Source organism: Thermoplasma volcanium GSS1, assembly GCF_000011185.1.
GTDB classification, from domain to species: domain Archaea; phylum Thermoplasmatota; class Thermoplasmata; order Thermoplasmatales; family Thermoplasmataceae; genus Thermoplasma; species Thermoplasma volcanium.
This window is the reverse complement of sequence record NC_002689.2, coordinates 461108-483049: the sequence shown is the minus strand read 5'-3', so window position 1 is coordinate 483049 and position 21942 is coordinate 461108. Positions and strand designations below refer to the sequence as shown.

At 39.7% G+C, this 21942-nt stretch carries 27 protein-coding genes; 14 read left to right on the top strand and 13 right to left on the bottom strand.

Annotation, left to right across the window (positions count from 1 at the left end; genetic code table 11):
- Positions 1–310 precede the first annotated feature (310 nt).
- Both TVG_RS08450 and TVG_RS08445 read right to left on the bottom strand, forming a co-directional pair.
- Positions 311–469, bottom strand: coding sequence for a hypothetical protein (locus tag TVG_RS08450; RefSeq protein ID WP_156769053.1), 159 nt, complete (start codon positions 467–469; stop codon positions 311–313).
- Between the two features lie 298 nt (positions 470–767).
- A complete protein-coding gene (locus TVG_RS08445) occupies positions 768–917 on the bottom strand; it encodes a hypothetical protein (protein WP_156769052.1) in 150 nt (49 codons plus the stop codon).
- Positions 918–1307: 390 nt separating this feature from the next.
- On the opposite strand from TVG_RS08445, the gene TVG_RS02585 reads away from it, so the two are divergent.
- Both TVG_RS02585 and cobS read left to right on the top strand, forming a co-directional pair.
- A complete protein-coding gene (locus TVG_RS02585; protein WP_010916754.1) occupies positions 1308–2345 on the top strand; it encodes a pyridoxal phosphate-dependent aminotransferase in 1038 nt (345 codons plus the stop codon).
- Between the two features lie 4 nt (positions 2346–2349).
- On the top strand, positions 2350–3126 hold the full coding sequence (gene cobS, locus TVG_RS02580) for an adenosylcobinamide-GDP ribazoletransferase (protein ID WP_010916753.1): 777 nt from the start codon (positions 2350–2352) through the stop codon (positions 3124–3126).
- On the opposite strand, the gene cgi121 is transcribed toward cobS, so the two are convergent.
- The 6 genes from cgi121 to TVG_RS02555 all read right to left on the bottom strand — a co-directional run bounded on the left by cgi121 (position 3066) and on the right by TVG_RS02555 (position 9092).
- Entirely contained in the window at positions 3066–3491 is a 426-nt protein-coding gene (cgi121, locus tag TVG_RS08290) for a KEOPS complex subunit Cgi121 (RefSeq protein ID WP_010916503.1), read from the bottom strand. The genes cobS and cgi121 overlap by 61 nt on opposite strands.
- The gene (gene lonB, locus TVG_RS02575; RefSeq protein WP_010916752.1) at positions 3481–5448 is read right to left on the bottom strand and encodes an ATP-dependent protease LonB; all 1968 of its coding nucleotides are present in this window, start codon (positions 5446–5448) and stop codon (positions 3481–3483) included. The genes cgi121 and lonB overlap by 11 nt, the downstream gene beginning before the upstream one ends.
- A 186-nt stretch (positions 5449–5634) precedes the next feature.
- The gene (locus TVG_RS02570) at positions 5635–5976 is read right to left on the bottom strand and encodes a putative transcriptional regulator (protein WP_010916751.1); all 342 of its coding nucleotides are present in this window, start codon (positions 5974–5976) and stop codon (positions 5635–5637) included.
- Positions 5977–6057: 81 nt separating this feature from the next.
- On the bottom strand, positions 6058–7377 hold the full coding sequence (locus tag TVG_RS02565; protein ID WP_010916750.1) for an NfeD family protein: 1320 nt from the start codon (positions 7375–7377) through the stop codon (positions 6058–6060).
- 11 nt (positions 7378–7388) lie between these two features.
- On the bottom strand, positions 7389–7835 hold the full coding sequence (locus TVG_RS02560) for a YbhB/YbcL family Raf kinase inhibitor-like protein (RefSeq protein ID WP_010916749.1): 447 nt from the start codon (positions 7833–7835) through the stop codon (positions 7389–7391).
- 24 nt (positions 7836–7859) lie between these two features.
- Positions 7860–9092, bottom strand: a complete 1233-nt coding sequence (locus TVG_RS02555; RefSeq protein ID WP_010916748.1) for an MDR family MFS transporter — start codon at positions 9090–9092, stop codon at positions 7860–7862.
- Positions 9093–9206: 114 nt separating this feature from the next.
- Between TVG_RS02555 and TVG_RS02550 the strand changes: the two genes are divergently transcribed.
- From TVG_RS02550 to TVG_RS02515, 8 genes are all read left to right on the top strand, one after another.
- Positions 9207–9737 carry a nucleotide exchange factor GrpE gene (locus tag TVG_RS02550; protein ID WP_010916747.1) on the top strand — a complete coding sequence of 177 codons (531 nt, stop codon included), beginning with the start codon at positions 9207–9209 and terminating at the stop codon, positions 9735–9737.
- A 5-nt stretch (positions 9738–9742) separates the two neighbouring features.
- Entirely contained in the window at positions 9743–11584 is a 1842-nt protein-coding gene (dnaK, locus tag TVG_RS02545; protein ID WP_048054084.1) for a molecular chaperone DnaK, read from the top strand.
- 20 nt (positions 11585–11604) lie between these two features.
- Complete coding sequence (dnaJ, locus tag TVG_RS02540) at positions 11605–12702, top strand: molecular chaperone DnaJ (protein ID WP_010916745.1); 1098 nt, start codon at positions 11605–11607, stop codon at positions 12700–12702.
- A 116-nt stretch (positions 12703–12818) separates the two neighbouring features.
- On the top strand, positions 12819–13397 hold the full coding sequence (locus tag TVG_RS02535) for a DNA-directed RNA polymerase (RefSeq protein WP_010916744.1): 579 nt from the start codon (positions 12819–12821) through the stop codon (positions 13395–13397).
- Positions 13394–13588 (top strand): transcription elongation factor subunit Spt4, encoded by a 195-nt coding sequence (spt4, locus tag TVG_RS02530; protein WP_010916743.1) that lies wholly within the window; start codon positions 13394–13396, stop codon positions 13586–13588. Before TVG_RS02535 ends, spt4 begins: the two co-directional genes overlap by 4 nt.
- A complete protein-coding gene (locus TVG_RS02525; protein ID WP_010916742.1) occupies positions 13566–14066 on the top strand; it encodes a GTP-dependent dephospho-CoA kinase family protein in 501 nt (166 codons plus the stop codon). Before spt4 ends, TVG_RS02525 begins: the two co-directional genes overlap by 23 nt.
- An 11-nt stretch (positions 14067–14077) precedes the next feature.
- Positions 14078–14377 (top strand): 30S ribosomal protein S24e, encoded by a 300-nt coding sequence (locus TVG_RS02520; RefSeq protein ID WP_010916741.1) that lies wholly within the window; start codon positions 14078–14080, stop codon positions 14375–14377.
- A gap of 11 nt (positions 14378–14388) precedes the next feature.
- Complete coding sequence (locus TVG_RS02515; RefSeq protein WP_010916740.1) at positions 14389–14556, top strand: 30S ribosomal protein S27ae; 168 nt, start codon at positions 14389–14391, stop codon at positions 14554–14556.
- Here the strand turns inward: TVG_RS02515 and TVG_RS02510 are convergent.
- Together TVG_RS02510 and TVG_RS02505 are read right to left on the bottom strand one after the other, a co-directional pair.
- Entirely contained in the window at positions 14551–14853 is a 303-nt protein-coding gene (locus TVG_RS02510) for a DUF2175 family protein (RefSeq protein WP_010916739.1), read from the bottom strand. The genes TVG_RS02515 and TVG_RS02510 overlap by 6 nt on opposite strands.
- 45 nt (positions 14854–14898) lie before the next feature.
- Entirely contained in the window at positions 14899–15981 is a 1083-nt protein-coding gene (locus tag TVG_RS02505; RefSeq protein ID WP_010916738.1) for a DUF763 domain-containing protein, read from the bottom strand.
- Positions 15982–16056: 75 nt separating this feature from the next.
- On the opposite strand from TVG_RS02505, the gene TVG_RS02500 reads away from it, so the two are divergent.
- The 3 genes from TVG_RS02500 (at position 16057) to TVG_RS02490 (ending at position 19024) form a co-directional block, all read left to right on the top strand.
- Complete coding sequence (locus tag TVG_RS02500; RefSeq protein WP_010916737.1) at positions 16057–16671, top strand: DUF998 domain-containing protein; 615 nt, start codon at positions 16057–16059, stop codon at positions 16669–16671.
- A gap of 26 nt (positions 16672–16697) precedes the next feature.
- Positions 16698–17705 (top strand): 60S ribosomal export protein NMD3, encoded by a 1008-nt coding sequence (locus TVG_RS02495; protein WP_010916736.1) that lies wholly within the window; start codon positions 16698–16700, stop codon positions 17703–17705.
- A 62-nt stretch (positions 17706–17767) separates the two neighbouring features.
- A complete protein-coding gene (locus TVG_RS02490) occupies positions 17768–19024 on the top strand; it encodes an arginine deiminase family protein (protein WP_010916735.1) in 1257 nt (418 codons plus the stop codon).
- 12 nt (positions 19025–19036) lie between these two features.
- Here TVG_RS02490 and TVG_RS02485 read toward each other — a convergent pair whose 3' ends face one another.
- On the bottom strand, positions 19037–19324 hold the full coding sequence (locus TVG_RS02485) for a hypothetical protein (protein WP_048053933.1): 288 nt from the start codon (positions 19322–19324) through the stop codon (positions 19037–19039).
- A 5-nt stretch (positions 19325–19329) separates the two neighbouring features.
- Positions 19330–20538 carry a YeeE/YedE family protein gene (locus TVG_RS02480; RefSeq protein WP_010916734.1) on the bottom strand — a complete coding sequence of 403 codons (1209 nt, stop codon included), beginning with the start codon at positions 20536–20538 and terminating at the stop codon, positions 19330–19332.
- 249 nt (positions 20539–20787) lie between these two features.
- Between TVG_RS02480 and TVG_RS02475 the strand changes: the two genes are divergently transcribed.
- Positions 20788–21510: a DUF72 domain-containing protein gene (locus tag TVG_RS02475; protein WP_010916733.1), complete on the top strand. Its 723-nt coding sequence runs from the start codon at positions 20788–20790 to the stop codon at positions 21508–21510.
- 4 nt (positions 21511–21514) lie between these two features.
- Here TVG_RS02475 and TVG_RS02470 read toward each other — a convergent pair whose 3' ends face one another.
- Positions 21515–21937 carry a hypothetical protein gene (locus TVG_RS02470; protein ID WP_010916732.1) on the bottom strand — a complete coding sequence of 141 codons (423 nt, stop codon included), beginning with the start codon at positions 21935–21937 and terminating at the stop codon, positions 21515–21517.
- Positions 21938–21942: the final 5 nt, after the last annotated feature.

The window sequence follows — 21942 nt, the reverse complement described above, 5'->3', positions numbered from 1 at the left end:
CGCTGATCCATTCTTTATTTATATTCGTATTTTTTTATTTGTTTTAATCCATTAGGTTTAACCGCATACAATACGTGCTTTGATCAGTATAAAACCGAATCAAGCCTACCGAATTTTAATCACATATAGGCAGGCATTTACGAATGAAATACAATTTATCTGATCGCTATTTCGATGAATACCTCTTATGAAGAATTAAAACATTAACAATAAGCGTGATTAAATGAAAACGTATATGCGGTTTATTAGTTTTATCTGCAATTGGCCAAAAGACGTACTACGTTTTTTCCCCTTCAAAGGACTGAAACTATCAATCCGCTTGAGGCAAGCTTTTCAAGCACACCCTTGTATTTTCCACAATCGAAGCTCTGAACGCCTTCTCGTTCGTAGGATGGACAAGGAGGAAGGAAAGCAGATCCTGTTCGGTACTTGAACCTACGTAGAAATCGTTAACGATCTTGCCTGACAAAACCTAAACACGTTCCGAACCAAAGCTCATATGAATACACTTGGAAAGTCTCATGGATGACTGAATGGCCTGGTATAGAGACCCATTTCCCTGCTGATGGGCGTGTTGGAACGTATATTTAGGCTTTTCTAGGGTTCAAAAGTTTAATGAACTTCGAGTTTCCTACAAAATCGTAGCTTAAGTTGCCAATCAGCATAGTTTCTGTTACTAGAGTGCCGCTGTACTCTTTAGGGAAAGCAAGTATACTCTAATTAATTTGCTACATAGATATTGCTATATAAGGCCTATCCTAAGCCCTCTATATGCCATTCGTTATGCTGTCTACTTTAAAAGACACCCAGTCAAATTCCAGGAGATCACGTTTTATGTTTTCCCTATCTATAAGGGATGAATTCGTAATTATGGCTGTCTTTATTCCAATTTTCTTTAGCCTGCGAACTTCGTTCATTAGATTAATGCCCTGCGTTGGTTCTCCATCCGATACATACGTTATAAAATCTATTTTATGACAAGATGATTTAGCTTCCTTCACCTTTCTATAGACACTTTGGTAAATGATTTATGGATCATAAAAAAGATCGATGAACTTCATAATGTATTGTTTCGCCAAATTGGCAGTAGACAAAGGAATATATACTCACCTTATAATTTATGTTGTTGATGTCAAGGCTTTTACCAAGCCTTCTTGAGAACGGTGCGATGGTAATGCGATCAGCATCATAGTATCATATTCTAACTAATCTCTGCTTGATATGTCCAAAGATGCAATTTAGTTCGCAGAATCGAATAAACAAAATTATGATAAATAAAATTCTATACCCAGAGAGTATATTGCTTTATGCAGTGGCTTACTTTTCAGTGGCTTGAGTTTATCAGGGAGTATAGAGAAAAAGCAAAGCATAATCTTTCGAACAGCGGTATGCCAGAACCCGACTTGAAATCGCTTGGCATAGATACGTCTTATGAGCACTATCTTGATGCTGCTGGGGAAGTAGAATACAGGTTCACTGAGGCTCTCTCAAGAAGACTTAGGGTCGATCAAGACCTAATAATACCAACTGTAGGCGGTACTGAAGCAATATTCATCGCCTTGTCGCACCTTTCTTCCGTTTCTAAGAGGATACATGTCCCATTGCCGGAATATGAACCAATGTTCCTCGTGCCTGAGTCCCTTGGCATTGAGACCTCTAAAATAGAATCCAAAGTTATGCCAGGGAGAATATCCAAGAATGAAAGCATTGCTATGACTTTGCCCAATAACCCTACGGCCCAATATTCAGATCGTATATCCTTATTGGATAACGTAATCCATTCTGAAGGTTTGATTTATATAGATGAGACGTTCAGAGATTTTTTGCCGTCCGGTACACGGCCTACCCTTTTTGACGGATCTGAAACAATGGTAGTAAGCGGCACTATGACAAAGTTTTACGGACTTAGCAATCTACGCACTGGCTGGATAATATCCTCAGAGCACAACGTAGCTGGTATGAGGAGAATAAAGGATTTGACGTCGATAAATAACGCCAGCTTTTCGCTATATATTGCGGCACAAGCCATACAAAAATGGAACTATTTTAAGGAAGCTGAAGACAATCTAATCAATAAAAATCTACGAGTTGCGAGAGAATACTTGGAAGGATTGCCGGGCATATCGTACAAAGAACCTGAAGGGGCACCGTTCATATTTTTGAGCTATAGCAAAAATATAGAATCTGTAAAGCTTGCAAAGCTAGCTGTAGAGCGTTATGGTATACTCTTCGCGCCTGGATCGTTCTTTGGGGAAGAACACCACATAAGAGTTTGCCTTACATCCAACAAACCTGAGGAGGACTTTAACGTTCTGAAAGAATTTTTAAAGAAAGAAGCGGTGTAGTGTGATGATTTCCGGTCTTAGATCATCGTTTTCATTTTTTACACTTGTGCCCTCTAGGCAAAAAGATATTGGAAACCCAATTACTTTCTTGCCTCTGGTTGTTACGGTGGGTGCCCTCATTGGCGATTCGATCTTGTACATAACTTGGCAATTTTCTCACCTTATTGCATCTTTCCTTAGCATATCTTCGATCATTATTTACAACGGCCTAAACCATTTTGATGCTACTGCCGACTTAGGGGATGCACTTATGGTCAGGGATAAATCCCGCATACCAGAGGTTATTAAGGATCATCATGTAGGGGCAGGTGGTATTTTCGCAGTAATTTTTGTTTATGGAATTGCAGTTCTTTCTTTGGCGCGATCTACCCTATATATAGGCCTTGTCGGTATTTTGATCGGACAAGTAGTTTCTGGATCATCAATGATGATCTCTCTGATCGGTTCGCAACCTTTCGTTCCAGGCCTTGCTGACTATTTTATTAGTTTATTTAGAAAGCATAGTGTTGGTTACACAATAGAATTCTTAGCTATACCAATAATAGTTTCATTCATATTTTCTCCTCTTTATGTTGTAATTGTAGCTTTGAACCTTTTAATAGTGCAATTGACAAAGACAATGATATCGAGAAGATTTGGAGGCATAAACGGTGATGTGATTGGATTTTTAGGCGAGTTTTCTAGATCACTATTTATTTTTATGTTGATAATAATTGCACATTATAACGTGGCATCAACATACGACATCTTTTCAAAAATGCTGTCATCCTTTACGTCATAGGGGACGAAGGGATCAACCATTACAAACTCAGGAAATTTAGCAATGAAATTAGAATAGTCTGACTCATCATCATATATAAGGGCCGCAGTACTGCTATCTGGCTTCAAACCGCATGAACTTATTGCAGAATCGATCTGTGTTGACGCTGAAACGAACATGAGTATGAGTATGCCTTCATTGTTTACTCGAGACCCTTTTATGTACCTTCTTCCTGCCCTAGAGATTGCAGATAGGATCTGCGTTTGGGATAATAAACACCTGCCGTCTATCAATTGAAATAGATTTTTGGTTGATCTAATAAAACCTACAATTTTATTGATATCTATCTTATATTTTATTTTGAAGTAGACCACTTTATGCGACATTCTGCCCAGCACGAGTTGATGCTACTGGTTTCTGCGGCTTTATTATCTTTGCGTTGTTGATTATGCTTGCTATCCTGTCAAATAGCTTATCTTTCTCAGGGGAATTGACGAGTGCAACCTTTAATACGTCTTCTATTGTCCTAGCCGGTATTATCTGTATCCTGTTAATGTGTTCTGCGTCAAGTATAATGTCGTTATAGTTCAGTTCTGGCACTATAACCTTTGCCATTCCTGCCTCTATAGCCGCCTCTACCTTGGCAGTTACACCGCCGACAGGAAGTACGTCGCCCCGGACACTTAAGGAACCGGTCATAGCTACGCTCTGGTCAACCGGTATATTCTCTATGGCAGATATAACTGCAGTAGCTATAGATACGCTAGCCGAGTCGCCTTCTACACCTTCGTAAGTACCAACAAACTGTATGTGTATATCCATGTTAGATATGTCTTTCCCAGTTATTTTCTTGAAGACAGCAGATACATTCAATACGGCCTCTTTAGCTATGTCACCTAGTTTTCCCGTAGCAATTATGTTGCCTGCACCTTTATGTTCTGCAGGTGTAACTTCTGCAACGATCGGCAATACGACGCCAGTATACTCGGCCATACCAGTATCTGCACCAACAACCGCAAGCCCGTTGACCATTCCCACTACACTGCCTTCGGTTCTAAATGTTTTGTAGATCTTCTTTATTTCAATTGATTTATCCGCAATCTGCTGCTCGAGTGGCTTTGAAAGGGCCTTGGCTGCTATGACATCCGAAGCAGTAACAATATTGCGTTTCTGCGATACCGCAATGTCTCCAGCTACCCTTACCAGACCGCCAAGTTCCCTAAGCCTTAGGGTTAGCTTATTTCTTCTGCCTGATCTCTTTTGGGCCTCTTTTATGATCTCTACAATTGCTGACTTATCGAAGTGAGGTATCTTTTTGTCCTTTTCAACCTCTTGGGCTATGAACTGTACTAGTTTTTTCCTATTTTCATCGTTGTCGTCCATGTAATCGTTAACAACAACCTCATATCCATACCCTCTTATCCTGGACCTTAAGGCTGGATGCATATTCCTTATGGCATCATAGTTGCCGGCAGCTACAAGAACAAAGTCACACGGGACAGGTTCAGTTTGTACCATAGCGCCAGCACTTCTTTCACTCTGGCCAGAAATGGGGTATTTTTTCTCCTGAAGTGCAGTCAATATGGCTTGCTGGTCTTCCGGCCTAAGCAGGTTTATTTCATCGATGAACAAAACCCCTTTATGGGCTTTGTGTATATTGCCAGCCTCAACCCTTTCGTGAGCAGGTGTTTCTAAACCTCCAGACTGGAATGGATCGTGCCTCACATCACCAAGCAAGGCCCCAGAATGTGCTCCTGTAGAATCAACAAACGGTGGTTTATCTGTAGATGAATGCGAAACTAAGAGTTTAGGCACCATAGCCTTTTCGTTTCTTATAACTGGGTTGAAGGCCATAGCCATGTATAGAAATGCGGCAGCCATTATGGCGAAGAATATTAGCGTAATAGATCTTAGCACTATAGCCGCTATTATTCCCAAGAGCACTACTGAAAATATCACAAACATTATGCTTCTAGACCTATCTCTTTTCTCTCTTTCAGCTTTGATCTGATATTGTCTAACTATCTCCTTACCCTTCCCTGCTGGGACGGTTTTAATCTTCGGCTTGTTGGGGTCTTCTGGGTTAGGGAATACCAGTATATCCTCAAGCTCACTCTTTGGAAGAAAATCCACCATCGACTGAGCGAGCATAGACTTCCCTGTTCCTGGCTCTCCAATAAGAATCACGTGCCTCCTCTGCAGGGCAGCTTTTTTTACAATTTCTCCTGCCTGATCCTGCCCTATTACCTGATCGAAGAGAAGTTTTGGCACGTGAATATCTTTCGTGGTTTCAATGTCCAGCTTGCTGACCCACTCCTCTACGCTTTCTATGTTTTCTTCCACGTCTTGATAATCAAAATTTCATAAATAAGTCTTTCCTAAATAGGAATGATTAAAATGTTGGCAAATCTAATGAAGAAAATTGCGCCGCGGTTGATCAAACGAAGCAATAGAAGACAAGTAATTCATCAAAACAATTTGTTGCTTAAACTTCGACAATTATAATATTATTATCAAAGAAATATAGAATTAACCTATTTCAACGGTAAATACCTTCTTATCGTTGAACATCACTTTCATATTCCTTACTTCATCAACAATTTCAGGGTTTATCTTAAAGTATTTGAAGCCATTCTTAGATTGTTCAACTATGACTAGGCCAAGCCCAATCAGGCTCTCTTCTCCTGTATACCTTACGCCTAGACCTTCTAGGCAACCTTTTACGTTTGAGGGGTCTGACTTTACTGCCCTCGATATCTCTGAAAGGTAAGACCTGTAGGGATATATTGACAATAAGTAGAAAAGAACCTTTCTCCTAAGTTCGCTTCTGTTTAATGATCTTAATATGTTTCCATCGATTATCGGTTCCATAGATGAAAATGCAGTATACAGTATATAAATTTTTTTAGTATGTTTAGATGCATGTCTGACATAAAGATAACAATGCGCATCCTACTTTAATTTTAGATCCTGTTTTTCCTCTGTATTGGTACGCTCAACTATGAGGACTAGACCGCTCCTATCCACTATCTTTACAGGTTCACCTTTGTTTATGGGCTTACCATCATTGCTCTTGGCTTGCCATTCAATACCATCAACAGAAACCCATCCGTGCGAATTTATATTGGAAACTGCTTTGGCACTTCTCCCTATAAGGGATTCAGCTCCTGTCCAGCGTCCCCTGAACTTTATGGTCCTTACAATTCTCCTTATATAAAATGCCAGAAAACCTGCCACAATTACTATTAGGATAGAAGTAAGAAGATCAAATGTAGTAAATGGTGAAGGCGAGTATCCTGGGTTCGATGAATAATAGGGACTTGCCAGCATGAATGTACCAACGAGGCCTATAACAACACCAGACAGCAATGCAAAACCGTGACCCATTTTAGCCTCTAGGAGTATAAGAACCGAACCAAGTATAAGAAGAAGAACCCCGACAAGAGATGCCGATATCAGTTGCAGTCCTAAAAAGCCTAGGACTAGCAATGCTATGCCAATGACCGTAAGCACCACACTCCCATGATATATGTCAAGCATTATGGCTACGAAGCCAAGCAATATAAATATTCCGTCAACGTAAGCGTTACCTATAAAGCTTAAGAAATTGTCATATGCAGATGGATAGACTTCTACGAGAGGATAATTCTGAAGATGGATAGAGGCAAGTGCCTCGCTCAGCGAATTGTAAATACCGTTAGATATGCCTATCTTGTAGGCCTCTACATCGGTATATGCTGTATTATTACTCACCATAGAAAACACAGCTGTTGTGTTCCTGCCGTGTTGCTCCGCAAGGCTGACCATGTATTGCTCCATTGCACTTGTAGTGTGCTGCTGCTCAAGTGAAGTACCAGCAACTACGATAGGCGTAGATGGCCCTATGTACGAACCATTGCCCATAAATATGTAATCACATGCCATGGCAACATAGGATCCAGCAGAAGCAGCCATCCCATCAACAGGCACATACGTTATGGTTATTATCCCTTGGTTTTCGACAGATGAGATGGCTGAAACCATCTGCATCATATTCTCCAATATGCCTCCCGGAGTGTTCATATAAATAACAACAGCAGCTGTAGTCGAATTAGATACACTCGATAAAGTACTCGTAATCATATTGGCCGATCCAGCGTCTATCTCTTCATCAAGATTTATTACAACTATATTTTTCTGAGGAGTAGCTACTGAATTTCCAATTCCCTCTACAAGTAGAAGCGATAATATGAAAATGACAATTATTAAAAGTAATGCCTTTGCTGAATCCACGTATTAACAATTTAATGCTTCCTTATATATGTACCCATATAGGAAACTTTCTCAATGATATGGTTTTTAATTTCTTTGTCAAATTCTCTCCTCTTTAGTCCATCTTCTTTTATCTCTGTGTTTAATGCATACACAGTGAAATAATATCGATGCGGCTTTCCAGGCGGTGGGCATGGACCCCTATATCCCTTTTCCCCGAAATCGTTGATTCCTGCCTTAACGCCTTTTTCGTTTAATATAGATGAATCTATCTCCATTTTGCTTAAAGGTATATCGTATATAATGCAGTGAGTAAATAAACCGGACGGTGCATCTGGATCGTCGACAACTAAAGCGAGACACTTGGCTTCCTTTGGGACGTCCGTAACAGACAATACGGGCATTTCGTCTTCTCCATCACAGGTGAATTTAGTCGGTATTGATGATTCGTTTTCAAAATCTTTTATGGAGATTTTCATATTAATAATATCTATAATAACTTATTAAGCTTTTCCTGGAAGTGTAGCTATCTTGCTTGTCCTCTTAATAAAGCTCTCGCTCATAAATATGTACAGCAACCCAATTACACCTGTGGAAGTTGCTATAATTATCCAAAAAGTGAAGGTTGTTTTTTGATAGATGAATAGAAAATAGAGACCGAAAATAGTGCCGAAGAAACGACCGAAGCTCGTGAGCAAATTGTATGAACCAATATAACTTCCTTTCTTCTCAGCTGGAGCTAAAGTCGTTATTATAGTTTGAGTAGTAGGAGACATAAAATCCTCACCAACGGTAAATATAAACATAGCGAGGAGAATGTATAGAAAAGTCGGAGCAATCCCTAGTATAACGAAGCCGATTGAATAATAGATCGTACCGATGCCACGCCAGAAGACTGGGTTGGACCTTGAAGACATAAGTCTTAGTATTGGCATCTGTAGGGCAATGACAACTATACCGTTCAACGAATAGAGGTAACCTATGTCCATTAATGGTAGGTTCTTGAGGTCGAAAGCGTAAACGGTTAGTGTTGGGCCGTTTTGCCTTAGCGTGAAGCCTAAAAATACGCCGACAAGCGTAAAGAGGAAGAAGAAACGATCTGTTTTAAATATCTTAAGTTTTATCTTTTCCGCTATTGCTCTTGCAGGTAGGAATGTTTCACGCACATTGTAATATAGTATAAACAGCTCTATGACTGTAAAAATGGATGCGAGCAAAAAAATATAAGAAAAGTTTATGCCAGCCAGAAATCCTCCCGCAAGTGGTCCAACTGCTGCACCTAAGTTAGCCATTATTCTTATAAGAGTGTATCCTGATAACCTCTCGCTTGTGCTGGTAACATCGGCTACAGAAGCTTCTATTGCAGGGTACTGAAGCGAATTAGTTATTATCGTTCCGTACCAAAATATTATCAAAAGAATAACGGACATGTGCAAATAGACCGTTGTAAACATTAAAAAATAGAAAACAGCAGCCGGTATTGGGATTACTATTAGGAAAAACCTCCTACCTATCCTGTCTGTCCAGCGGCCTGAATAATACTGGACGAAAGCCATAGCTATGGCAGAAGATCCAAGTATTAGGCCAGTTATCAGAAAGCTGATACTATATATCTCGATAAAGATTAGCGGTAGGAAAATAAAGGAAGATACTCTACCTGAGGCTCTTATGAGCCTAGATAGTGCGAGATAGAATACCCTTCGATCAAGAGTTCTAAAACCATAAATATATGCCATAATTTAGCACTAAATGACTGCACACTATATTAAAATAGTGAAAATAGAGGGCAATTGATAGATACTATCAGATATCTCACTATCTTTATATAGAAGAACAAATATACCTGATGGATGTATTCACCTTCGTCATCAAATTACATTAAGGATCCTATAAGCACTGAAATAATAAAGTCAAAGACAAGAAATCTGAAGAAGAGAGCTGAAGAAGCCATACTTTACCGTAGCATTGCTGAACAGTCCAGCAGAAAATTAGCTGAGATTTCAGAAGCATATAAACATAAGCTCGCCGATATGGAGAATTATCTTAAAATAAAAGACAGGGAAACTGAAATTATCAGAAAAAATGCCAATGAGAGTCTTATTAAGGACTTTCTCCCAGTGATAGATTCAATGGATGCTGCGATCCAAGCAGAAAAAGATAACAACCTAATCAGAATAAGGGATCAGATGCTCAGTATACTCTCAAAATATGGTCTCCAACCCATAAAAGCCGAGGGAGAAAAATTTGATCCCTACCTGCATGAAGCTATCGGAATGACTCAGGATGGCGAAGATGGCAAAATCAAATACGAAGTTCAAAGGGGTTATACCCTTAATAACAGTGTATTGAGGACATCTAAGGTAATTGTTGTTAAAAGGTGATGAATATGTCGAAGATAATAGGTATAGATCTAGGAACAAGTAACTCTGCTGCTGCTGTCGTGATCTCTGGAAAACCCACCGTCATACCAAGTTCTGAAGGGGTCTCGATTGGCGGTAAGGCATTTCCAAGTTATGTAGCTTTTACAAAGGATGGGCAGATGCTGGTAGGAGAGCCTGCTAGGAGACAGGCGCTCCTAAACCCAGAAGGCACAATATTTGCTGCTAAGAGAAAGATGGGTACAGATTATAAATTCAAAGTTTTTGATAAAGAGTTTACTCCACAGCAAATTTCTGCCTTTATACTTCAAAAGATAAAGAAGGACGCCGAGGCATTCCTAGGAGAACCTGTCAACGAGGCTGTTATAACCGTTCCTGCATACTTCAACGATAATCAGAGGCAAGCAACAAAGGACGCAGGAACAATAGCCGGCTTTGACGTAAAAAGGATCATCAATGAACCAACGGCTGCTGCCCTCGCTTACGGAGTCGACAAATCTGGAAAGAGCGAGAAGATCCTAGTCTTTGATCTAGGCGGAGGCACTCTCGATGTCACGATAATTGAGATTTCGAAGAGGCCGAACGTCCAGGTACTTTCAACTTCTGGAGATACCCAATTAGGCGGTACCGATATGGACGAAGCCATCGTCAATTATATTGCTGATGACTTCCAGAAAAAGGAGGGCATAGATCTAAGAAAGGACAGGGGCGCTTACATAAGGCTTAGAGATGCAGCCGAAAAGGCTAAAATAGAACTATCGACAACATTATCAAGTGATATTGATCTACCGTATATAACGGTAACAAGTTCTGGACCAAAGCATATTAAGATGACGCTTACAAGGGCTAAACTTGAGGAGCTTATTTCACCGATAGTAGAAAGAGTGAAAGCACCGATAGATAAAGCCCTTGAAGGAGCAAAGCTCAAAAAGACCGATATAACTAAGCTGCTTTTCGTTGGAGGCCCAACCAGGATACCATACGTCAGGAAATACGTTGAGGATTATCTAGGTATTAAAGCCGAAGGTGGTGTAGACCCAATGGAAGCCGTGGCTATTGGAGCGGCAATCCAGGGTGCGGTACTTAAGGGTGAAATAAAAGATATTGTTCTGCTTGATGTAACGCCGTTGACACTGAGCGTTGAAACTCTTGGCGGCATTGCCACACCAATAATCCCAGCAAACACTACAATCCCAGTAAGGAAAAGCCAGGTATTTACAACGGCAGAGGATATGCAGACCACTGTCACAATACACGTCGTACAGGGAGAAAGGCCTTTAGCAAAAGACAATGTCTCTCTTGGTATGTTCAACCTAACCGGTATTGCACCTGCGCCCAGGGGTATTCCACAGATTGAGGTTACATTCGATATAGATTCAAACGGCATACTTAACGTCACTGCAGTAGATAAAGCCACTGGAAAGAAACAGGGCATAACTATAACCGCTTCCACAAAGCTCTCAAAGGATGAAATTGAGAGGATGAAAAAAGAAGCTGAACAGTACGCAGAGCAAGATAGGAAAATGAAGGAACAGATCGAGACTTTAAACAACGCTGAATCATTAGCATACAGTGTTGAAAAGACTCTAAACGAGGCTGGTGACAAAGTGGACAAGGAGACAAAAGATAGGATACTTTCGGAAGTCAAAGATCTAAGAAAAGCCATAGAGGAAAAGAACATGGACAACGTCAAGACGCTTATGGAAAAGATATCTAAAGATATACAGGAAGTAGGCACAAAAATGTACCAGTCTGCATCAAGCACTACACAGACAGGCAGTGGAAACCAGAACTCTTCAAAACAAGAAAATGATAAGACCGTTGATGCGGAGTACAAAGAGAAGAGTTAGAATAATCGAAGAAAGATAGAATGGCAAAGGATTATTACAAAATACTTGGCGTAGATAGGAATGCCTCTGAGGAAGATATTAAAAAGGCATTCCGTGAGCTTGCAAAGAAATGGCATCCTGATCTACATCCAGATAACAAGGCAGAAGCTGAAGAAAAATTCAAGGAAATCAGCGAAGCTTACGAAGTCCTTTCGGACCCTGAGAAGAGGCGCATTTATGACCAAACAGGGTCTGTTGATTTTGGCGGCGGAGGCAGCAACTTCAACTGGGATAACTTTACTCATTTCAGCGACATAAATGACATATTCAATGAAATCTTCGGCGGTAACTTTGGATCCGATTTCTTCTCAGGGTTTGGCAATAGACAGTCTACGAGGAACATCGACCTCGACATGTATACGAACCTTGACATTTCACTGGAAGAAGCATATTACGGAACAGAGAAAAGGATAAAATTCCGGAGAAATGCTATTTGCCCAGATTGCAAGGGAACTGGTGCTAAAAACGGGAAACTAATAACTTGTCCAACCTGCCATGGCACAGGTCAGCAGAGAGTAGTTAGAGGCCAGGGCTTTTTTAGAATGGTAACTGTTACGACTTGCAACACATGTGGTGGTAAGGGTAGAATACCTGAGGAAAAATGCCCAAGATGCAACGGGACGGGTACGATAGTCGTAGACGAGGATATAACTGTTAAAATACCAAGGGGTGCAACAGATAATCTGAGGTTAAGGGTCTCTGGAAAAGGTCAGTCCTATGATGGCCGAACCGGGGATCTCTACGTTATCCTAAGGATAAAACAAGACAAGAATCTACAGAGAATTAACGACGACCTATTGCTCGACCAAAAGATCAACTTTGGTCAGGCGGCGCTAGGTGCAGACATACCTATACAAATATTCAATGAAAAATATAACCTAAAGATTCCTGAGGGGACCCAACCAGGAGATGTGATTAAAATAAAGGGCGCTGGAATGCCACACTTAAATGGGCATGGTTCAGGTGATCTTCTAGTTAGAATTAATGTCGAAGTACCAAAAAGGCTAACGGCAAAGCAGAGAGAACTCATAAGGGAACTTTTCGATATAAAGGAGAACCACAAATCCTGGTTCCATTAATCTTAAGCAAAATTAATTATTATCTTATGAATAAGGTTTAAGTTTAAATATAAGTTGACTTAGCAAGCATGTAAAATATAATAGTAATAATATAAGTCCAGTTAAAGGTGATATGTATGTATATGATGGTTGAAGATAAATATATAGCAAGAATCCCTCCGGATATGCTTGGTGAGGATTACGATAAGGCCGTTGAGGAAGTAACTAAGCGTTCCCTCGAGGGGAAGTTAGTAGATGTAGTAAATGAAAAAACGGGTGTAAACGAGGGGAAGTATCTTGTCATATCTATCATAAGCACAAAGGCAGTCGGCGAAGGCTCAATAGTTCACGGCGACGGTGGCGTATATCAAGAGGTAAAATACAGTGCATTAGTATTCTACCCCGAAATGCAGGAGATAGTGGACGGAGAGGTTGTTTCTGTACAGAAGTTTGGCGCATTTGTGAAATTCAGCTCATTCGAGGGGCTTCTCCATATAAGCCAGATTATGGATGATAGGATAGACGTAGATCTTGAGAATAAGAGGTTTATAGGAAAAGATACAAAGAGGGATCTTAAGGTTGGCGACAAGGTAAGGGTAAGGATAGTGGCCTTAAATCTGGCTTCGTCATCTGTTGAGGATAGCAAGATAGGATTCACTATGAAGCAGGTCGGATTAGGGAAGCTAGAGTGGTTGGAAAAGGAGGCACAAGCATGAAGGTACAGTATAGGGCCTGCAAAAAATGTAAAAGGCTAACACCTGAGAAAACATGCCCAATTCATCCAGATGAGAAGACTACAACTGAATGGTTTGGATTCCTCATTATAACAGAACCGGAATTTTCTGCAATTGCTAAGCGTGCAGGAATATCTGAGCCAGGTATGTATGCTATTAAGGTCAGGCAGTAAATATATAATTACTGCTGAGGCTAGGGAAGAAATAAAGAAAAGAAATGGGAAGCTAGTAACGATAGATGAGATGGTAGAGGTCTCCAAATCAACACAGTTGGATTCAGTTGGGGATGTGACTACAACGAATCTAAGGAGAGCAGGCGCGAAATTATTTCTCCAAATTGTCGATTTAAAAACAAAGAGAGGAGAAAGCATATTTCAACACGAAGAAGGATCTATAACTGTAAGAAACGACCCTGGAACTATATCTTTCGATCTCATAGAAGCTATAAAGAGTTCGATAGAAAATAATAAGCCGACACGGATAGAGGTCATCGGTGAGGAGGATCTTGCTGTCCTTCCGATAATTTATTATTCAAAGAATAATACGGTAATAGCCTATGGCATACCCGATGTTGGTATGGCCGCCTTGACAGTTACAGATGACCTTAGGGATCACGTAACCGAGGTTATTGCCAAGATGGCCATAGAATAAAGGTGAATGGTATGGTTGAATTAGTAATAACTGAAAAGAGGGACAATCCTATCCTAAAGAGGAAGGAATTGAAGTACACGCTAAAGTTTGAAAACGCAAGGACACCTTCTAGGGAAGAGATAAAGGAAATAATTGCGAAGCACGAGGGCGCACAGAAAGAGCTTATCATAGTGGAGAGCAACAAACAGCTTACTGGCAAGCACGAAATTGTGGGATATACAAAGATATACCAAGACAAAGCCAGTGCAATGCTGTATGAACCAGACTACGAACTGATAAGAAACGGGCTAAAACAGAAGGAAGCAAAATAAGGGGTGTATGAATGCAAAAGAGAGAACTATACGAAATCGCGGATGGAAAACTTGTAAGGAAGCACAGATTTTGCCCAAGGTGCGGCCCTGGAGTGTTTCTTGCTGAACACGCAGACAGGTTCACCTGTGGTAGGTGCGGCTACACAGAATTTAAAAAGGTTAAAAAAGCAAAATCATAATTCTTCTATCTTTCTAGTTATATCACCTGCCATTTTCTCTATGCTTTGAATATTTTGCCTTTTTATTTCAGCTAATTCAGGAGAATCTGCAGGCACACCTAGTACATTAACAAGGTTCTGCAGATTGGAGTCTAATAAAATCGATAGGACTCTAAGGTTTTCAAGCTTCTCCTCGCCCAGTTTGTTCCTTTTGTCTGCAATAAAGCAGTCATAGTGAACTGAACCTTTCTTAGTAAATGTGAATTTTTCCCCGGTCTTAACTGGCTTTTCGCAAACATAGCATTTGTATTCTGCCATGTTTCACAAATAGCAGATTCAAATTTAAATGTTTTTAAATAATAATTATTTTATTCTGGAAGCCTCAGCACTCATTCTTGCCAATAGTTTAACAAGGTTCTTTCTAGATTGATCACCGATTTCAATGTGTTTTAGGACATCTTGATAGAACTCGATCGCTTTGTCATAATCGTATACGTTGACAGGCTTTGGCACCCCGTCTTTGCCGCCTAATGCGAACGAGTATTTTACTGGATCCTTGAAAGAAGGCTTTTCTCCGTATACTATCTCCGCAAGGAAGGAGAGGGCTCTTATGGTGCTTTTTCCAATGCCTGGGGCCATGTACACCTGCTCGAAGTCGTCTACATTATATTCGTAAAGATTCCTGACTTTATTCCAATTGATCCTATAATCCATCCTTAGCTCAGGCATAACAAATCCATCGAGAGTAGCTTGTTTCTCGCCAGGGACATTCAAAAAGGACTTCTCCCGTATAACGTCAACTATACCTTTCCTATTCCCTTCACTTTCTTTAGCCGATAAGTCTAACGTTCTATCCAACACTAGCTCAGAAGAGATGCCGTTTCTGCCATCAATACCTGCAAACGTATTGCCTAAGGTCCAATGATATCTCCTTGCAGATCGCAGCTGAGTATTCATGCCCTGCTGCACTACGGCATGGGTACCCTTTGAAGAGACCACAAGAAACTGCAGGTATATATCAAAACCATCCTGCAAAAGATTGTTATCGATTTTAGCTACTCTCTTTGCATCCACCGATAATTTGTTGGATTCACTTGCTGTAATAAACCCTAAGGCTCTAGCAGATTCGAGTTCATCCTGCATACTACCCATTTTCTTTCCCTTTCCGCCACAGATTACGATCTCGCCGGGTCTTTTGCTGAAGTAATCCTTCAAAGCGCTAAGTGCAAATACAGTAGTACCGCTAGAGTTCCAATCGAAGCCTATAGCTAAGGACATAGAGTGGAACCAGAAGGGGTCTGCGATCCTCCTTATTAGTTCTTCTACACCGTAGTTCTCTATAACGAGCTCTGAGAGCAGGCCAGAAAGCTTTACTGCCCTGCAGTATAAATATTCAGGAGGGTGCCCATAATGGAGCGGCAGTATAGATGTACCTTTTCTTTCCAATATTAGACAATTTTTTTGCGATTAAAAATCTTTTCTTAGAAAAAGTTCTTAACGTTAATTTATATATTATTTTTGATGCAGCGGGATTTTTACAATTTAATATTTTTCACAGGAATAGCAGCTATCATATGTGCATGGTTAACCATTGCTATATCTATACATTTTAACCCGTGGTTTAGGATAAATGTAAATGCACTCAGTGATTTGGGTGGAGGAAACTTCATCTCAAACGGACATCCTGCTCCAACATATCCGTTCATTTACAATGGAGGATTAATGGTTACTGCTCTCCTTGTATTTTCTTTTTCAGTCCTTTCTATATCACACGTAAATTCAAAAGTAGAGATAATGGGGCTATCCTTCTTTATAATATCGGCCCTATTCCTTGCTCTTATAGGTATCTACCACGAGGGCACCTATCCACACGCCTTTGTTTCAATATGGTTCTTCATATTGAGTTCGATATCATTTGTAACGATTGGTATTGGTATGTATTTAGTTGGAGACAAAAAATTTGGCATTACAATAATTTTAATAATACTCGCATCTTGGATCGTGTATTCTTCCGTAAGATGGGGTTCAGTGGCTGAAGGTGAGGTGTTTGGCATCTCTGTCATAGACATAGTAGTATCGATATACCTTGCAAACTTAGCAATTGTAAGGGCGAAGAAAGTACGCCTCAAAACTTAATAATAAACTCGCAATATAGGTATTAAATGAAGTGTGTAGTTTGTGGCAGAAATGAAGCTGTTGAGCATGGCATGTGCAGCAGTTGCATTTATGATAACACAAACGTTGAAAATATCGGCCCAGTCAGCTTGGTATTCTGCCCAAAGTGTGGATCTATACGCATAGGTAAAAAATGGTACAGGGATAGCTACGGCAATAAGCTGTTGCCGATGCTGCTTGATGAAGTTAAATGCAGCGACGTTAATGCCCGGATTTCAGGCGATGAAAAGGGCATATTCTTCGATGAAAAGAATAAGCAGATAATACTTCCGGTTACAATAAAAAGAAGCAATATGAAGGACAAAATTCAAAATGTAGCTATTCCTTATTCCGTTACTTACATAAGCTGCCCAACTTGCAACAAGATAACTGGTTCATATTTTGAAGCTACAATACAGTTAAGGACAGTAAGCACAAAGTATGATAATATACTAGAATCAGTCCTTGAAAGTATCGAAGCTATTGTCGAGAAAAGAAAGAAGGAAGATGCTGAATCTTTTATTTCAAAGGTGGAAAAAAAGCCTGAAGGGATTGACATATATTTAGGCAAGAGGACTGACGGCGATGTAGTTTCATCCTTTGTCCTAGATCATTTCTTTTCAAGCATAATAGTTACGAAAACGTTGGCTGGAGTAAAGGATGGAAAGAAGTTCTTCAGATTCACGTATTCGTTGAGGATACTTGATGCTAAGGAGGGATCGCTCCTTTCTGTAAACAGGAAGAAGTATATACTTACCGCCATAAGGAATAGGCACATAGATGTGATTGACGTAGAAACAGAAGATAAGACAAGGATAAACAGAAACACGTTCTTTGTAAACGATGGAAAGATCGTCACCAAAGAACCACAAATGAGAAAATTCATAGTTGTCTCAAGGCAGGGAAATGAAAGCCTCCTGATGGATGCACAGACTTTTAAGATGATCACGGTCAAAGGCACTCCAGAGTCTGATGAAGTCTATTTATTCACATACAAAGGAAAATACTTCATGTGACAGATACTTCACCACATGGCCAAATAAATTGAAGTTTATAATTGAGTTAGCTATATTGGTATATGCGAGCACGGTCAGAGTGGTCTCCCCTCAGGGAGGTCATGATACACAGGCCATCCATAGAAATAGAGTATGCGATGCTTGCTCCGAGGCCTTTTCTATTCGAGAGAGTTTTCAGTGTAAAAAAAGCCATTGAAGAGCACATTAGGCTTGAAGAAATTTTACGGGAGAATGGAATTAAAGTATACAGGCTTGAAGAAGAAATAATAAAAAAGGCTGATTATGATGCAAATTTCAGGGAGCTTTTACTGAACTATGTCAGGTCTATAGTACATTTCTATGGCAGGATAGAGGATATAAGAAGGGCAGAAAACGAATTCGCTGAAAATATCAGGCAAATAGACAGTAAAACGCTTCTTGATTATCTCATACTTGAACCATCTATAGACCTTAAAAACGACTATGAAAACTCAGGCAATTATCCTACTGTCTACTCGAATATACCGCTGGCTAACCTCTATTTTATGAGGGATCAGCAGGCAGTAGCTGATTCCGGAGTGATAATTGGAAATATGAAGAGAGAACAGAGAAAGAGTGAATCTGATATAACCAGTTTCGTACTGCTGAACGTGTTTGGCGAAACGGACGCCTTTAAAATGCCTCAAAACGCACATTTTGAAGGGGGAGATTTCATGCCCGCAGGCGATTTCGCATTTATAGGAACTGGATCGAGGACAGATTACAATGGCGCTTTCCAGGCATTATCTTCAGGAAAAATAGACTGTGACGAGGTGCTAGTTGTTGAAAATCCAAAATACGAATTTTCTCAGGAGGACAATATGGTGAACATGCATCTGGATACTTACTTTAATTTGGCTGGCGATGGTATTGCCGTTACATCCACATATCTCGCAAAAAGGGCAAAAGCACGCGTTTACGGGAAAAAATCAAGGAGCAGATACGAAAAATTAAGCGAAACTAACCTTTACGAATACTTGAAGGAGAAGGGTTTTAATTTCATAGACCTAACAGTTCCAGAACAACTTGCCTATTCTTCCAATTTCCTAACAATAAGCGATAGAAAGATAATATCTGTTAACGTGGAAAGTGTCATAAAACGGCTAATAAGCCAGAGGGCATTTGATAAATCAACTGAAGAAGTAATAAAAACAGAACTGAGTAAAATAGGAGAAAAAATATTCCCAAATAGAAAGGAGATAAAAGATTTTGGAATAGATTTTATAGATGCAGAGTTGATAGAACTAACAGGAGGATACGGTGGAGCTCACTGCATGACTGCAACTCTCAATAGGAATTAATGGCAATAGCCATTAATTTTTTTGATCCGAATTGTAAAAGTAATTATTGTATTTCGATCTATACCATACTGCTGTCATTACTATAGTTACTATGGCGAAGAATCCGGTTATTGCCACTGAATAAGGGTTAGGATCGTATCCCTTGTATGTGCCCGAGGTCAACGCAGCCGTAATCACGACAATAGCCACCATGCTTAATATGAACGCTTTTATTCCACCTTCATTTTTTCTCTCGGGTTCCTTCTTTCTTCTTTCCTCCATAGTTGTGTTTAATTTTTCTTCATTAATTTCACTTGACATCTCACTTACCTCCTGTATATTATATGAGCAACAAGAAGCAGGAATATTACTACGAATATGAAGAACTCCAAGCTGCTCACAGCCATCTGTAAATCACCACTCAATATGTGTCCTGAGGCACATCCGTCTGCCATCCGTGCACCAAGCAGCATCAGGTATGCTCCTGAAAAAGCCCCAGCAGCCCTTTTGATCTGGCTGTTCCCAAATCTTTCCTTCCAAGATGGAGGTATAACATTACTGAAAGCCTGGAATCTCCTTGTGAAGAAGATTGAAGCGAGGAATGCACCGAATAGGGTACCTATATCACTGAATGGTTCCCATCCTATGGTGTGTACAACTATTGTGCTGTACTGCCAGTACCCAGCCGGAAGCCATATCTGAGCAACAATCCATGAATATGTAGTTGATTCTCCAAATATCTGGTGCAGAAACATCTCAAGCACTACGGTAAGACCTATAATGATCCCAACAGACAGCATAGTTACGCCGAAGAGTTTTGATGAAACTGTCCAGTGATAATTTACCTTCTCTGGTAAATTGTTTTTACCGATAGGCATAGAAGTTCCTTCCATCAAGAAGTTTGCTGTCTCTATATACTCCTTTTCTTCCTCTGCATCCAGTTTATAATTTTTGTGTGTGGAAAGGTATGCACAACTCTTCCCTTTTCTATACCTTGGAAGCGTATATGCTATAACGAACATTATGATAGCCCAAACTATCGCTATAATAAAGCCTAATTTTAAGTCAGTACCGACTTTTCCACCGAAATAAATCTGACCAAAGTTCAGGTAAGTTGTAAGCCAATGTCCAAAACTTGTTTGATAAATCAATGTCCAGCTTGCAGCACCCAGAAGGCCACCAAGCACAGCGTATATTGCGTCTCTCCTCCCTTCACCGAGGGCCATCCAGACGGTACCCGGCACGTAGCCAGATATGGCTATACCAGTACCAAATATTATCCCACCGAGAGCAACACCGATCACGTAATCTGGCTTTATACCCCAATGGAAAGACACTCCTAGAGCTGAAAGCCCATATAGTACTATTGCACCTGCGCCTATTGCAATTGCGATGCAGCCGATGAATAGCCTGTCTTCCCATTTTCCAAGTCTGATGAGAACTTCAGGGTTAGAGATCCCCCACGCCTCAGCCAATCCGCCAATAATCATACCAATGAATAGGCCGATCCACTCATATGCTGTCACACTTATCATTTATATTCCTCTGCTTAATCACCTAATAATTTCATAGAAATATTTAAACTTATCATATCTGTACAGAATATTCATAAATATGATTATTTTATGAATAATACACATTTATAAAAAAATTGCCTCGTTGTTCCTTTTAGTTAACACTAGAACGAATTTTCTATAATATTTCAAGAACATGAGGCACAAAGATCTAAAAACATAAATTCATAAAGATAAAGAAATTGTAATATATTACTATAACTGGGACACATGGTAAAATTTTTTATAGGCTGTTCTGGATGGTTCTATCTTCACTGGAAAGGCAGGTTTTATCCTGAAGATATACATACGAAGTATTGGTTCCGTTATTACTCGTCTCGATTTAATACTGTAGAACTTAATTCAACATTCTATCGTTTTCCTTCGGATAAAACAGCTTTGGGTTGGTATAATTCATCACCGGAAAATTTCACCTACAGTTTAAAGATAAATAGATCCATCACCCACATTAAAAGACTTAGGGATACCGATGAAGAAATATTGAAATTCTACAACGTAGCAGGAAAGCTTAAAGAAAAATTAGGATGCTTATTGTTCCAGTTTCCGCCCTCATTTAAATATAGCGAAGAGAACGTATCACTCATTGCGAAAATCCCATTATCCAAATATTGCAGGGTATTGGAATTCAGGCACAAAAGTTGGTTCGATAAAAAAATATTATCTTCATTGGTAGATAATGGATTCCACATAGCAACGGTAAGTTCGAAAGATTTGCCGTTCCTATTGATCCAAGATGTTATCATATATATGAGAATGCATGGGGATACAAACGGATATGCTACGGATTATCCTTTAGAAAAACTGAAGGATATGCTCAATAGGATCATCGATTTATCGCCAGATTATGCTTACATTTACTTCAACAATGATTACAATGGTTATGCGCCAAAAAATGCAGAAGAGATTAAATCTCTCCTCCTTTCGAAAACTTGAATATTCATTTTTTTCTAAGTTCTCTTGATATTTCCAAAGCCATAAAGATCAAAAAAAGGATATCGTTCGATCTCATTAACTTTAATAGGCCTAGTACCCCTATATTCTTGTTTTCATCTGCAGCTTTATTTGATTTTTCTATTACCTCCGGAAGATTCTTAACTATCCTAGCAAGTTCATCAAAATAATTATCGTCTATTGAACTCAATGAAGCTGCCAGCTTTGAAAGCTTCTTGAGCCCAGTAGCTATATCGTAAATGTCCATCCTAGCTGTGAGATTGAAAATTGTATCATAATTCTCAACGAGATACTTTAACGTCTCAGTCATTCCTGTTTCTTGCATTGACTTAAGAAGATCTATAGTGGGTTTCAATTTGTTAAGTTCTTTACTTATATCATTAATATCCTTCTCTTTATTTTCATCCATTCAAA